This is a genomic window from Undibacterium sp. Ren11W (genome assembly GCF_049340485.1).
In the GTDB taxonomy this organism is placed as follows: domain Bacteria; phylum Pseudomonadota; class Gammaproteobacteria; order Burkholderiales; family Burkholderiaceae_D; genus Undibacterium.
In genome coordinates, this window is sequence record NZ_JBMPPB010000002.1 from 1 (window position 1) to 13,421 (window position 13,421).

General features: G+C 53.8%; 11 protein-coding genes and 1 pseudogene. 6 read left to right on the forward strand and 6 right to left on the reverse strand.

Annotated features, from left to right (window positions below; all coding sequences use genetic code 11):
• From ACO0K8_RS06655 to ACO0K8_RS06665, 3 genes and pseudogenes are all read left to right on the forward strand, one after another.
• Positions 1 to 156 (forward strand): annotated as a pseudogene (locus ACO0K8_RS06655) (IS30 family transposase); the annotation flags it as partial.
• 242 nt (positions 157 to 398) lie between these two features.
• Positions 399 to 1,619, forward strand: coding sequence for an MFS transporter (locus ACO0K8_RS06660; RefSeq protein ID WP_422945869.1), 1,221 nt, complete (start codon positions 399 to 401; stop codon positions 1,617 to 1,619).
• Complete coding sequence (locus tag ACO0K8_RS06665) at positions 1,616 to 2,236, forward strand: helix-turn-helix transcriptional regulator (protein WP_422945870.1); 621 nt, start codon at positions 1,616 to 1,618, stop codon at positions 2,234 to 2,236. Before ACO0K8_RS06660 ends, ACO0K8_RS06665 begins: the two co-directional genes overlap by 4 nt.
• 115 nt (positions 2,237 to 2,351) lie before the next feature.
• Here ACO0K8_RS06665 and ACO0K8_RS06670 read toward each other — a convergent pair whose 3' ends face one another.
• From ACO0K8_RS06670 to ACO0K8_RS06680, 3 genes are all read right to left on the reverse strand, one after another.
• Complete coding sequence (locus ACO0K8_RS06670) at positions 2,352 to 3,254, reverse strand: dienelactone hydrolase family protein (protein WP_422945871.1); 903 nt, start codon at positions 3,252 to 3,254, stop codon at positions 2,352 to 2,354.
• A 218-nt stretch (positions 3,255 to 3,472) separates the two neighbouring features.
• On the reverse strand, positions 3,473 to 4,840 hold the full coding sequence (locus ACO0K8_RS06675; protein WP_422945872.1) for a DUF1501 domain-containing protein: 1,368 nt from the start codon (positions 4,838 to 4,840) through the stop codon (positions 3,473 to 3,475).
• 11 nt (positions 4,841 to 4,851) lie between these two features.
• Positions 4,852 to 6,624: a DUF1800 domain-containing protein gene (locus ACO0K8_RS06680; protein ID WP_422945873.1), complete on the reverse strand. Its 1,773-nt coding sequence runs from the start codon at positions 6,622 to 6,624 to the stop codon at positions 4,852 to 4,854.
• A 505-nt stretch (positions 6,625 to 7,129) separates the two neighbouring features.
• On the opposite strand from ACO0K8_RS06680, the gene ACO0K8_RS06685 reads away from it, so the two are divergent.
• On the forward strand, positions 7,130 to 7,690 hold the full coding sequence (locus tag ACO0K8_RS06685) for a hypothetical protein (RefSeq protein ID WP_422945874.1): 561 nt from the start codon (positions 7,130 to 7,132) through the stop codon (positions 7,688 to 7,690).
• Between the two features lie 135 nt (positions 7,691 to 7,825).
• Complete coding sequence (locus ACO0K8_RS06690; RefSeq protein WP_422945875.1) at positions 7,826 to 8,614, forward strand: hypothetical protein; 789 nt, start codon at positions 7,826 to 7,828, stop codon at positions 8,612 to 8,614.
• Between the two features lie 122 nt (positions 8,615 to 8,736).
• On the opposite strand, the gene ACO0K8_RS06695 is transcribed toward ACO0K8_RS06690, so the two are convergent.
• Positions 8,737 to 9,564, reverse strand: a complete 828-nt coding sequence (locus ACO0K8_RS06695) for an AraC family transcriptional regulator (RefSeq protein WP_422945876.1) — start codon at positions 9,562 to 9,564, stop codon at positions 8,737 to 8,739.
• A 140-nt stretch (positions 9,565 to 9,704) separates the two neighbouring features.
• Here ACO0K8_RS06695 and ACO0K8_RS06700 point away from each other — a divergent pair, with 140 nt between their 5' ends.
• The gene (locus ACO0K8_RS06700) at positions 9,705 to 11,141 is read left to right on the forward strand and encodes an MFS transporter (protein WP_422945877.1); all 1,437 of its coding nucleotides are present in this window, start codon (positions 9,705 to 9,707) and stop codon (positions 11,139 to 11,141) included.
• A 72-nt stretch (positions 11,142 to 11,213) separates the two neighbouring features.
• Here ACO0K8_RS06700 and ACO0K8_RS06705 read toward each other — a convergent pair whose 3' ends face one another.
• Together ACO0K8_RS06705 and ACO0K8_RS06710 are read right to left on the reverse strand one after the other, a co-directional pair.
• Positions 11,214 to 12,617, reverse strand: coding sequence for an aspartate kinase (locus ACO0K8_RS06705; protein WP_422945878.1), 1,404 nt, complete (start codon positions 12,615 to 12,617; stop codon positions 11,214 to 11,216).
• 220 nt (positions 12,618 to 12,837) lie between these two features.
• Positions 12,838 to 13,362 carry a GNAT family N-acetyltransferase gene (locus tag ACO0K8_RS06710; RefSeq protein WP_422945879.1) on the reverse strand — a complete coding sequence of 175 codons (525 nt, stop codon included), beginning with the start codon at positions 13,360 to 13,362 and terminating at the stop codon, positions 12,838 to 12,840.
• Between the last annotated feature and the right edge of the window lie 59 nt (positions 13,363 to 13,421).

A 13,421-nucleotide genomic window follows, 5' to 3' on the forward strand; every position in this document is an offset into this window, starting at 1 on the left:
ATTCCCAAAAAAGCGAACTTAATGAAATATTCGGCAGCGCAAATTCAACAGATTGAAGATCGCCTGAATCATCGCCCTAGAAAAACCTTAGGCTACCGAACTCCGCATGAAGTACTATTTAATCTCATGCCTACTCCTGTCGCAATTCGAACTTGACATCGCAATATGCTGCCAACAGGCGCATGGAATATGCGCGCTGGCGCTGTTGCTTTTGAATGTCAGGCTGAGTCTGGCGGTCGCGCCTGGACTGATAGCGATATTTTGCTCTGGGCTTGCTAAGCTGGATTGTTACGGTCGTTTTTTTTACATTCAATTTAAATAAACATTTTTGTTTATTTAAATTTAAATTCGTCTATACTTCAGACTAGGTTTCCATCCCAATTTGAAACGACGGCTTTATGAAAACACCGCTACTGATCGCCACCGCCTGTCTGCTGGCGCTGCTCTCTACTGTGGGTGCGGCGCTGCCCTATCCTATCTTGCCGCCGCTGTTTGCGGCCGATGCCAGCAATAGTCTGAATCACTTCATGGGTTTGCCGCCCAAACTTTTGTTTGGTATCGCCTTGAGTATTAATCCGCTTGGTTTGCTGCTAGGTTCGGCCTTACTCGGGCCTTTATCGGATCGCTTTGGTCGGCGTCCGGTATTATTAAGCAGCGCATTGGGAGCCGCACTCGGGCATGCGATTACTGCCTGGGCTTTGTTATTGCAGTCGTATCCGCTGTTTATACTGGCACGATTTGTTACCGGATTAATGGAAGGCAATGCTTCGGTGGCGCGCGCCTTACTGGCTGACAGGCTCACTGGCGATCAGCGAGTCAAGGCATTGGCCTGGTTGAATGGCGCGTTTTATGCAGGCTGGTTGGCTGGGCCATTATTGGCCGGCGTCACTTTGGTCTGGGGGATTACCGTGCCATTTTGGGTGGCGGCAGGCGCACTCGTGCTGGCCGCCGCCTTGGTGATGATTAGCATGCCCAGGGAGGCTCCATCCAAAGCCACTACCTCGTGGTGGCAAGTGGCGCGTGATCAGCATACCTTGCTGTTATTGCGCCATCCAGCTTTGCGTAGCTTGTTCGTGATTCAGCTAGCCTACACCTGTGGTGTCACCGCGTTTTACGAGTTTTATCCGCTGTGGCTGGTCGAAGTACCCGGCTACGATGCGCAAGGTATTGCCTGGATCACGGCGGGACTTTGCGGCTTGATGATAGTGAGTTCGTTTTTTGCCGGACGTCCAAGCACGATAGCCCCTTTGCGACGGATACGCTGGCATGCGTATTTTGTGGCGGGCGCGATTGCCTGTCTGGCTATCGGTAATCTGTGGCTGGGTTTAGCAGCGATTATCCTGTTTGGGATACCGAATTCTTTCTATAACGCGATACTACCGAGTTGGTGTGCCGAGCAGTTTGGTCACTACGGCCAAGGCGCGGTAATGGGCTTGATCTCGACCACTTTTTGTCTGGCGAATATCATTATGGCCTTGCTCGGATCGGTGCTGACCTTGATCGATACCCGTCTGATTTTGCTACTGGGCGCCGCGCTAAGTAGTTGGGCCGCCTGGCGTATCGGGCATTGGCAAAAAGAGTTGGCGCAGCAATCATGCCGCCAGCTGGAGACCGCATGAATACCGCTGAACGTGTCCTGTATCTGCTCAAAACCCGTGGCCCGCAAACCGCGCAAGAGCTTGCCGAAAGTTTAGAACTTACGTCCATGGGCGCGCGTCGCCAGCTCGAAGCCTGGCAAGAAAAAGGCATGCTCGACTATGAAGACGCCGCGGAGAAAATCGGTAGGCCGACGCGCCGCTGGCATTTAACTGCCGCCGGTCATGCGCGTTTCCCGGATAGACATGGCGATCTCACTGTGCAAATTATCGCGCAGGTGCGCAGCTTGTTTGGCGAAGCTGGTTTGGAAAAACTCATCAGCGCACGCGAACAAGATACTGAGGCGCTGTATGTCGCCGCCCTGTCCAAGGCTAAGAACCTGAAAGCCAAGCTCAAGGCGCTCAGTGCGGCACGCAATGCCGAAGGCTATATGGCGCATATAGAGAATCAAGACGACGGCAGTCTGCATCTGATCGAAGACCATTGCCCGATCTGCGCAGCAGCGCAAAGCTGTCAGCAATTTTGTCGTTCAGAATTAGCGGTTTTTCAGCGCGTATTAGGGCCGCAATGCAGCGTAGAAAGAGTCGAACATTTGCAAGCCGGTGCGCGTCGTTGCGTGTATCTGGTGCGAGAAAAATAGAGCTCCAAGGCTAAACGTAATTTTCAAATCGCATGCGCAATATCCATGCGCCTCCCAGGCCTATATTGGCTTGCAAGCCGCATGGCGCTTGCGCACGCGATTTTATTGTGCTGATTTACATTCCGAACTGTTTAAGAAAAAACGCCACGGTAGCGGTGCGTGCTAGCGCTGCCGCTTCTGGATTCGGTGCCATCAACACCTCGCCGCCTTTGCCCAGGTGCGAGAAGGGATCGCTGATCGTCACGGCAGCTTCGCTGCGGTCAAAACCATGGGTGGCGTTTGCGTACATTTTGACCCTGAGCACGCCGGGCGGGGCGGCAGCAGCGACCGATAATGCTAGCTTGGGACAGGTATCGGGCAGATCATAAGTATCGAGATCGCCTCCTTGTAAAAATACCCTGGCACCGGTAAAGCTATTGAAGGCATAGCCAGGCACCCGGTTATATACCCAGCATACCGGGTAATTTGGCGCATGCGCGGCAAACGCCAAGCCGCTGCCTGCCATGTATTGCTGGGTGTAGGGCGCGGTCGCGCTCAACATAGTCACCACTCCGCCCCATGAGAAGCCCATGATGCCTATGCGCTGGCTGTCTATCTGGCTCTGGACAGCCAGAAATTTTAGGGCACCATAAGCATCCGGCAGGGTTTCGGGTACCGATTTAGGGCGGCCAGCGGCATCGCTAATGCCACGCGCGGCCCACATATCTATCTCTAAGGTGGCAATCCCTACAGCGTTGAGTTCTTTGGCATAGCTGATGCCGCGGCTGTCGATGCCGCTGCTGCCATGCACGATGACCACGGCTGGCAGTTTTTGGCCACGAGGCATGCGTAATTCGGCCGGTACGTTCAAAGCTTTGACAGGGTCTAGCGAGGTATAAGTGATTTTGCTGACACTGATCACAGGCTCTTGCGTGCCGCCGCAGCCATGCAGGGCCGCAAGCAGCAGCAAACTAGCGACGCTGCCCATACAGCGCGGCGCGTAAGCAAAAGTTTGGGGATAGGCATTCATCGTAGGCATCCTGGTTCTCCTTAGTGAGAGGGCTGGGTGCTAAATGAAGCTGATATTTCCCTGAGCGGGAATGTGCGCACCAGAGCTTAGTATTGCGTAATTGAATTGGCAATACAAGTGCTATTTTTATAATTATCAGGAGCACCGCTGAGCTAAGCTCAGAGAAACCGGGTGGAGGCTAGCTATAGCGCCAGATTTTGTCATTAATCTGGCTTGCTATCGCGTATTTAGCCGAATATCTTGAGTGCACTGGCATCGAAGTTGGCCATGGTTGGCAAAATCAAAGACTTGTCGCTGTCTTGTGCACCAAACCATTTGGCGAGCGACCATGCGAGTTGATCGGTAGCAAAATCGGGGATCAGACGACCCTGGCCTATGTCGAAGTCGCCGTCAATTTCCGGCATCATTTTTTTACCGAAAATTTGCCCGCCTTTGACTGCGCCGCCCATCACCAGATGATGACTACCCCAGCCATGATCCGAGCCATCGCCATTCGAGGAGAGGGTGCGGCCAAATTCAGAAGCGGTGAAGGTGGTGACATTATTTTGCAAGCCCAAAGCCACCATAGAATTTTGAAACGCCAGCATGGCGTCGTTAATGCTCGTCAATAATCCTGGATGTTTTTGCATCAGATCATCATGCAAATCGAAACCGCCAATTTGCACCATGAAGACTTGCCGTTTATTCCCTAAAGTATCGCGCGCTGCGATCATTTTGGCGACCGCTTTGAGCTGATCGGCCAAATTATTATTCGCCGGAAAACCGACGGGATCAGTTTTTCCTACATAGGCATTGGCAACGGTCGTTGAGGTGCTGATGCCGCGATTACTAATTTCGCGATAGGCATTGGCGAGCTCATTGTCTTTGCCTTTGGTCATCAGATCGATCAGATCCGCGCGTAATGTCGTATTACCCCAACGACTCGTGGCGCCACCGAGCAATTGCAAAGGGTTACCGGTACCCTGAGTAAAGGCAGCGGTTTGCTGGCCGCTTAAAAACACCCGTGAACCACTTATCATCACGCAAGTTAGGGCGGTGCTGGTATTGTTGGCCATATACAGATCGGCGATACGCCCACCCCAACCTTTACCTGCACCCTCGGCCGCACCGGATAGCCAGACATTGGTCTGATCATTGTGCGATAACAACTTAGGCGGTAAGGCTACCGAGTTGTTTTTATATTGGGTCTTGGTGATCGGCGCTGCTAGGGTACCAATATTGCTGATCACCCCCAAACTACCGGCATCATACAAAGTTTTAAGACCCGCCCACTGCGGCGCTAAAGCCATTTGCCGGCCATTGGCATCGAGCACACCTAATGCCGTTGCGCTCAGATTTGCCTGCGGTATCGCCAACGCCTGACGGATTGCCGCATATTTTGCGTAACTGGCATTATCGTAGGGGATCAGCACATTGTGGCAATCATTGCCGCCTGCCATATACAGGCAGACCAGGGCTTTGTAATCGCTGGGACTAGTGGCAGCGACCGCTTCATTGAGTATCGATAAATTCAAGGCCATGGGAGCTGCCACACCGGCAACCCCAAGCAGGCTGGCGCGCTTGAGAAATTCGCGTCGCGTAAAATGATGATCCATGTGTGACTCCTTTACTTCAGCAATTGAGTATCTGCGGCAACCAAGACCATCAAGGCAACGGTTTTTATCAGATTAAGTTGTTTGGTGCGCAGCTTGGCTGGATCGGTGTCGGTCAGCGGCATTTTACTCACGCTGCTGAGAATGATCTGCTTACTGTTGGCAGACAATTGGCCGGCCGAGAATAAGAGATTGAAGTGTTCAATCAAGGTATCGGGTTTGCTCACCATTGCCAACTCCAGCGTCCAATCCATTTGCAAACCAGTGCTGTCCGCATCTGATTTATAGGCCTTGGCAGCATCCTGATAATTTCGGTGGGTATACGATGCCGGATTATCTAACAGACTAGCCCACTCGTTGACCTGAGTCAGCACCGTTTGCTCAGAAACAATTTGCAGTTCTGGCGATTGTTTGTTTTGGGTCGCCAAGACGGTGTTCGGCGGTACATAACCGGGACGGAAGAAGTTAAACACACTAGGGGCACCGAGTGGTTGCTGCCCAAAACTTCTGGCGCGTACCAGTCGCCATTGACCATCCGGACTAGTGAATTTCATGCCTCGGAAAAAGCTGCCGACGCGCACCATAGGCTCGACGATTTTGCCGGCAAACAGATTGCTGACATCTGGGGCGGTACGCGCTTCGCTGTCTATCAATATAGATTTGACGACGGCTTTCAGATCGCCGCGCACTCCCAGCCCATTGTTGGCAAATACAGCCGCAACGCGGCCTACATAAGCGGCACTAGGATTACTGCAGACAAAACGCTGTATAAACTGCCGGCTGATAAAGGGCGCGACATTGGCGTGATTAAATAAAGTATCCAGCGCGATTTTCAGTGAGGCGCGGCCATCGGTGTTGGCTGCGATCGTCGCGCCGAGGAATTTTTTCTCTAATAAAGAATGGGCATTTTCGTCGAGACGCATAGGCTGGCGCATAGGCTCAGGATCGGGGTCCGGCGACGTCCAATCAAGAATGATGCTCCAGCCGGTAAACACCCGTGCCAGATTGCTGACGGTATCTTGATTGTAGCTGTCTATGGGCTTGCCATTGGCATCGAGCTTGGCAGTGCCATCCATATTCAAGTCGACCAAACCTATGGTGAACAGCTGCATCACTTCGCGCGCGTAATTTTCATCGGGACGACGGCCCGTTTTGCTGTCTTCCTTCATATTCCGGAAGGTGCCGAGCATACGCCCCATAGGAACGCTGAGAGTGACATCCTCTAACAGCTGGCGGAAATTACCAAAAGCATGCTTTTCGAGCATATCCATATAGCCGCACAGTGCATGCGCTTGGGTAGGCAGATCGACGCCGCTAATATTCACCACAAAAATTTCAGATAAGGCCAGAGTCATGCGTTGGCGCAACATATCCGGGGCGGCGGCAATGCGCTTCCACATCAGATTATCGCGTTGTTCACTTTGCAGAGCAAAGCTGGCGGGATCACTGAGCTTGATCGCATTTAATTCATCAAATCGGGATTGCCCTTGCGCTAGTGCTTGTTGCTCGTTAATCCAGGGCTCATAGCCATTGCTGATTAAAGCCTGGCGTGCCACTGCAGACCCGCCAAAACCGGCTTGCGCCAGAAAACGCGCTGCTTCCGCTTCATTAGCAGGCTTTGTTATTACGGCAGGTGGCGTCACTGGCGGCGGCGAACCTGCTGCCGTCGCGTTGTTTCCACCTATGCTAGAGCCGCCACCACCGCAGGCACTTAGCAATGCCGTCGCTGTCAATAAACTCGCTAGCGGCAGGCTGGCATCTTGGTTTATTTCAGGTAGTTGTTCCATCTTGCAATCTTTCTTTGGGGCACGGTTTGATGATTGTATGCGGTTTCTAAAATCGGCAAATTTAAACAGTGTAAGCAATTGTAATTGCTCATATTGGCTAAAATTTAAGAGAGCGCGCAGAGCCAGCAATGCTGCGCTCTGCGCGCAAACGCAGCTGATTAACAACACTACTTTTTAACAAAAGACTGTGGATAAATAGAGATGGAATGAATCACAATAGAAATATTGATTTTCAGTCATCGAGATATTCCGCCCTGTTTTTCGTATTTACAAAATTATCTTCGTTCGCATGTTTTTTTGACACTTTACTCCGGCTAAAATTTGGCGCGGTATCTGCTTGTCTGTACTTTCTTTCTGCTGCAAAAAACGCTCTACTAGTGTCTCGATCGGCGTCACTCTCGCTGTTTCGAGCACCTCATCTGCGATTACCTTTGCAGATGGTTTTTTGAAGCCGGCACTTTCTAAAAAACAGCCGGCTCGCAGCCCAACCCGGAGACAGCAAACCATGAAAAAACAGTTACCACTGGCCATAGCCATCACACTCACTCTCTGCAGCCTGACACAGTCAGCGCAGGCGGTGACCGTCACCACTAGCTATATCAATAAAACCGCCACAGAGATACGCGGTGTATTTGGTTCCATGGCAAATCCTACTGTGTATATAAATCAACGCGCATGTGGCGAATCTGGGACTCCAGATGCACGTGCTTGTGGCCCTTACATCATCAGCGTCGGCACTAGTTTCTTACAAACGGTGGAGAGCAATCACGGCAACTATGCGGCCAAAGCGGTGCTGGGGCATGAATGGGGTCACTCCATACAATTCACCAGAAACATCAATCAGCGTGCACCGTATATGGAATTGCAGGCCGATTGTGCGGGCGGATCTTTTGTCAAATATGCAGAAAATACATTGCGCTACACGCCTTTCCTGGCGGCTGCGGTCAGCAGCGCCCGTTATTATGCCGGCGGTGACCACGGCACACCAGCCCAGCGCGACTATTACACCCGTTGGGGCTATGCCAATGGCACCTCAAAATGCTATAGCAATCTACCGCGTGTGTAAGCTTTAGAAAGCCGGCTCGCTTGCCAATTGATGCACACTTAGGCTAGCGAGCTACTCCTGGAGCGCTGCGATTCGACAGCTAGTTTTCGCTTGCCGACGCGGCCTCGCTTGCTGTTAGTTTCACCTTGATCGTGTATGAAAAAATCTTATTATTTAGTCGGACTGCTGGCCTTGACCGGTGTCGCTGTGGTGCTGCTTTTTTGGACTGAGCCGCCCGCCATCTTAAGTCAGCAGGGCGGCGATCAAAATACTGCGGGCGCTAGCCAAATGAGTGAAAAATCCAGATCCGGGTCTACGCTAAACCCAGGCAAGCCTGGCATGCAAAACGGGGGGAATAATCTGCAGGCCTCACCGTTTGAACTAGGCCAGGCAAACAACGAGGCGATTGCCAATATGCCCAACAATCTCGCGTCTAACAGCTTAGTTGAGCTGCCTGAAAAAGAAGAAATTTCGCCACACGAAGCGGCCCGTCGCAAAAAAATGGAGCAACTCGGTTATATGGTGCCGCCGGATTACTACACCAAAGATTTAAAAACCTTACGCAAGATGGCCAAGGCGGGCGACGCCTTTGCTATGGTACATATCGGTGAGAAGTATGCGTTTGAATTGAACGGGCAAAAAGATCATCCAGAATTCGAGCCCGACATGAATTATCCGGACGCCGCCAAACAGGCCTTTAAACAGGCGCTGGTGGCGGGGAATATTCGCTCCGCCGGCATCATTTCTGAACTCTACTTTAACGAAAACAATGCGCTGGAATCCTATGCCTGGCATATCGTGTCTGAGCAAATGGGCGATAGCATCAGCGCAGACTGGTTCCGACTCAACGATATGTCAAAAAACGCCAGTCCGGAGTTAAAGACTACGGCCGCCGCCAGAGCCCGACAAATAGTGGCCGAGCTTGATCTCTTGCGTAAAAAATAGCCTGCTCTTTAACGAAGGGAAACTTCGAAAGAGCAGTGCGCAATATCTATGCGCCTGCTGGCAGCATTTTGGCCTGCAAGCGGCGCCGGTATTGCGTGTCGCTAACGGGTTTTAGAAGTTCGCTAACGCGTCAGGATGTGGCTAGACAGGCTGGAAAAATAGTGTGCGGGAGAATCACCAAAGCTGCGCCGGAACATCGCGATAAAATTACTCGGCGTGGCATAACCTAAAGCATCCGCTACCTGCGCCACCGATTCACCTTGCGCCAGCCGCTCCAAAGCATGGCTCAGTTTTGCCTGCTGCCGCCACTGTGCAAAACTGAGTCCCGTCTGCTCCCGGAACAGGCGGCTCAGGGTGCGCGCAGACACCCCACCCCAGCTTGCCCATACTTGCAGACTTTTGGTATCGTCCGGTTGCTGATACAAGGCGTTGCAAATGCGCAGTAAGCGCCGGTCTTGCGGCAGCGGCAAGTGCAGCCCCAGTTGTGGGGCCAGCCGGATTTCATCCAACAGTACTGCGGTCAAGCGTTCTTGTTCGACTTCCAATTGCTCTCGCTCAGACCAGCTGACCGCGCGCTGCACCAGGGCTCGCATCACATCGCTGATACCAATCACGCAAGGCTGGCGAGGCAAATGCAGACTCGCTTGCGGTGTAATCAAAACACTCCAGCCACTCATTGCACCATTCACACTGACCTGATGCGGCATGCCCGGCGGTATCCAGCCAGCCTTATGCGGCGGCGACAGCCAGGAGCCATGCTCGGTGCGCATATGAATCAAGCCGCTTTCCACGCAAAACACCTGGCCGCGCGCATGCGCGTGCCAGTCGTACTCGCGGGTGCCGAGTCGAAAACCATTGCCAGGCTGATCCTCACCCCAAATAGCCACCACAGCAGGGCCATCGAGGCGATCTTCGATATCGGGCAAGCCAGGATTAGTCGATAAACTCAATTTGGCCGTTCCTCATTATTTTTTGTCCAAACAACGTTATCAGGCTTTTGCATCTAAGTCCAATACTGTCAGTGGCGATGAAGGCGCTTATTCCCTTCTAGCCAGAATAGGCAACTTAACCAACATTTCAGGACCTCTTTATGCACGCCTCCCCTACCTCGGCTGCGCTACCGGCGCAGTCCTTAATTCATCCGCATATCCCGCTCTGGATGGCGGTCGTGATCGCTTGCGTGGCCTCTTTCATGGTGGTCATGGATGGTGCTATCGTCAATGTCGCCCTGCCGGCCATGCAGGCCGACCTGGGCCTGTCCAAGGTCCAGCAACAATGGGTGGTGGACGCCTATCTGCTGTGTCTGGGCGGTTGTATGTTGCTGGCGGCGCGCGCCAGCGATTTGTATGGACGTAAGCGCATTTTACAATCTGGCCTGTTGGTATTTACCGCTGCCAGCCTGGCCGGTGGTCTGGCGAGCACGCCAGCGGCCTTATTGATCGCCAGAGCGATTCAGGGCTTTGGTGCCTCGGCTCTGGCAACCTCGACGCTGGCGGTAATCGTCGCGGTGTATCCTGGCGGGCCAGCCAAAGCGCGGGCGATCTCACTGTGGGCGGCATCGAGCGCGATCGCCTCCGCTTTGGGAGTGCTGATCGGTGGTCTGCTGACCGAAAAATTCGGCTGGCGCTGGGTCATGTTCGTCAATGTCCCGATAGGCTGCGCCTTAATAGCCGGTGTGGCTTTGTGTATGCAAGCCCGGGATGCTGGCAATCCACCTGCCAGACTTGATGTCTGGGGCGCGCTTAGCATTACTTTAGGAACTGCTGCCTTGTTATTCGGGATCACGCAGGCCGTCACACTTGGCTGGGGTTCTCCTACCGTTCTTGTGGCACTGACGAGTGCCTTGATCTTGATCCTGGGATTTATACTGATCCAGGCCAAGACTAAGCATGCGCTGATACCCCTGAGTATTTTTCAGTTACACAGCGTGCGTATAGGAAATGTTGTGGTGCTCGCTCTGGGAGCAGCCTTGACCGCCTCGACTTTTTTCCTTTCCATCGTGTTACAGCAAATTCTCAGTTACAGCCCGCTAGATACCGGCTTGGCGCTGCTGCCTATGGGGACAACGCTGGCGATCGCCGCCATCGTTTCGCGCCCGCTGATGGATGGCGGATTCCGGCGCTTGCCTTTTCTAGGGGGATTGATCAGTGCTGCCGGGCTCGCCTGGCTCAGCCGTTTGCCGCTGCAGCCGAATTATCTGATCGATATACTCGGCCCCACTTTGCTGACCGGCCTTGGTTTGGGCTTGATGCTAATGACTTCGGCGCACACCGCACTGGCCGGTGTTCCGGCGAAACTGGCGGGGCTGGCATCTGGCCTGTTCAATACCTCACGTCAACTGGGCGCGGCCTTAGGTATCGCGAGCCTGTCAACGCTAGCGCATAGCATCACTGAGGCCAATAGTCTGACACAGGCAGCAATGCCAGCGCAGTTGCTAGGCTATCAGGGCGCGTTTCTGGGCACCGCTGCACTCTGCATATTGGCTGCCTTGAGTTCTTTGAGTCTCAAAATAAAACCCGAAAATTAATATTCTCTTAGACCTGGAGCACTTAGCAATCAGGGTCTGGCATCGCTTGCAAGCGATGCCAGACCATCACTACTAAGCCCCAAAAAACTCCGCATGCACCAGTTGTAAGGCCAGTTTGCAATCGTCTTCATGCACCAGCATATACGCCGCCACTTCGCTAGCCCCGGCTGCCGCCAGACAGACCCTGACACCACCGGCCACGGCGGCTGACAAGGCGCGGCTGGCAATCGCACCGCCCACATCAGACGCTTCCAGTACGCCATCGCCCACCACCGCCACGATCGCCACTGCGGCATTGCGGCTGACCTCCACTACCCCGGCCAGATGATGCTCTACCAATGCCGCATAAGCCGCATCGAGCTGATCGCGCGCCACAAGCAGATTGATCGCCGTTTGCGCCGTTAGTACGCTCTTGATGTTGATACCGTGTTGATCCAGGGTATTCGTCACTTGCGCCAGTATGCCGGGCTTAAAGCCGACCCCGGGACCGTGCAGCTTGAGGATCGCCACGTCAGTGGTCGAGGTCACGCTTTTCACCACATCGTGGGTGACGCGGCGCTGGTCGTCGATGATGGTGTAAGGCTGCAAGCCGCGCTCGGGGCGCGTGATGTTCAGGATGCGGATAGGAATATCCCGATCAAATAGCGGCTCGACCGTACGCGGATGCAAAATCTTGGCCCCAAAATACGAGAGCTCGGCCGCCTCCAGATAATTCAATTGTGCGATAGAACGCGGTGCGCTGACTGCGCCCGGATCGGCACTCAGAAAACCATCGACATCCTTCCAGACGTCGAGTGATTCTGCGCCTATGCAAGCGGCGATCGAGGCGGCCGAATAATCCGAACCGCCGCGCCCGAACAAAGTCGTTTTGCCATCCGGAGCGACACCGTAAAAACCTGGCACCACGATCACGCCATCACCCGCCAGGGCCTTGGCGACCTTGGGCGCACTCTCTGCAAAATCGCAGGCGGCATTGCCGAACACGCCATCGGTGATCAAGCCTATATGTTCTGGCAAGGCTTCGCGCGCATCGATGCCGCGGCTGATCAGCACTTCGGTGAGTAGCAAGCTAGACAGGCGCTCGCCATAACTGAGAATGGCGTCATTCACAAAGGTCGGCACCGCACCGATGCAATGGATGCCGGTCAGATAGCGATCCAGCTGATCGAGCCGCACTGCCAATGCCGCCTCGGTGCGGGCGCGCTGCGCAGTGTCGCTGATATTCGCCGCTACGATTTGTTTTTTCAGGGCGCGCAAGCCCTGCGTATAGTTCTGACTCTCGGCTAATGCCGCTGCCGTACCGGCACCTTCTTGGGCGGCTTTGACGCAAGCCACCAGCTCATTGGTGATACCGTAAAACGCCGAGACCACCAGCACCAGCGGCCGATTATAGGTTTGCACCACATTCACGATGCGGTCAATATCCTGCGGCCGGCGCAGGTTAGAGCCACCAAATTTGACGACGATTTTTTTCATTACGGTTTCCAGAGTAGAGCGAGTGAGTCGTAGGGCGATCGGGCGGTCGGGCAAATACACCCAACACTAAGCCAGCTAGCTTACTGCAGCGCTACTCCAGGGTCAATCCGCAGTACGATTAGAAAGTGAAGTTCTAAAATGCTAAGCGTAAGCGCCATGTGCCACGTGGCAGGATATTGGCCTGCAGGCCGCATATTGATTGCGCATAGGCTTATCCAACCTACGCACGGTTAGCCCAATCATTCCCTGTCATTTGATACACCGCGACCTCCATCTCATACCAGCGTTCCAGGTCCTTGTAGTGCATGCCGAGTTTTTTCATGACGTGGGCCGAGCCTGTATTTTCTGGATGGCAGACGGCACACAGCAGATCGGTTTTCAGGGTGTCGAAGGCGAAGCTGGCCATGCACTCAGCGGCCTCGGAGGCATAGCCCTGGCCCCATTTATCCTGACGCAAACGCCAGCCGATTTCTAGCGGATTGGCAGAATCGCGGCCCAGATGCTGGATGCACCCGGCACCGATGATTTGCTCGCTGTCCAGCTCAAAAAAACTCCACCACGAATAGCCGCAATCTAACCAGCGCGCCTTTACCCGCTCTATCATCGCCTGCGTATCGGCCCGCGTATCTGGCTTGCCGGTGATATAGCGCATCACGGCGGGATCGCTGTTCATCGCGAACAGACCATCAAAATGACTGTCGTTCATCGGTACCAGGCGTAGGCGTTTGGTGCTGAGTATGCTCATGCGGCTCTTTCTGTTTGAGGAAAAATGAATGCTAGCAAGCGTGCCAGAATCTAGACCGA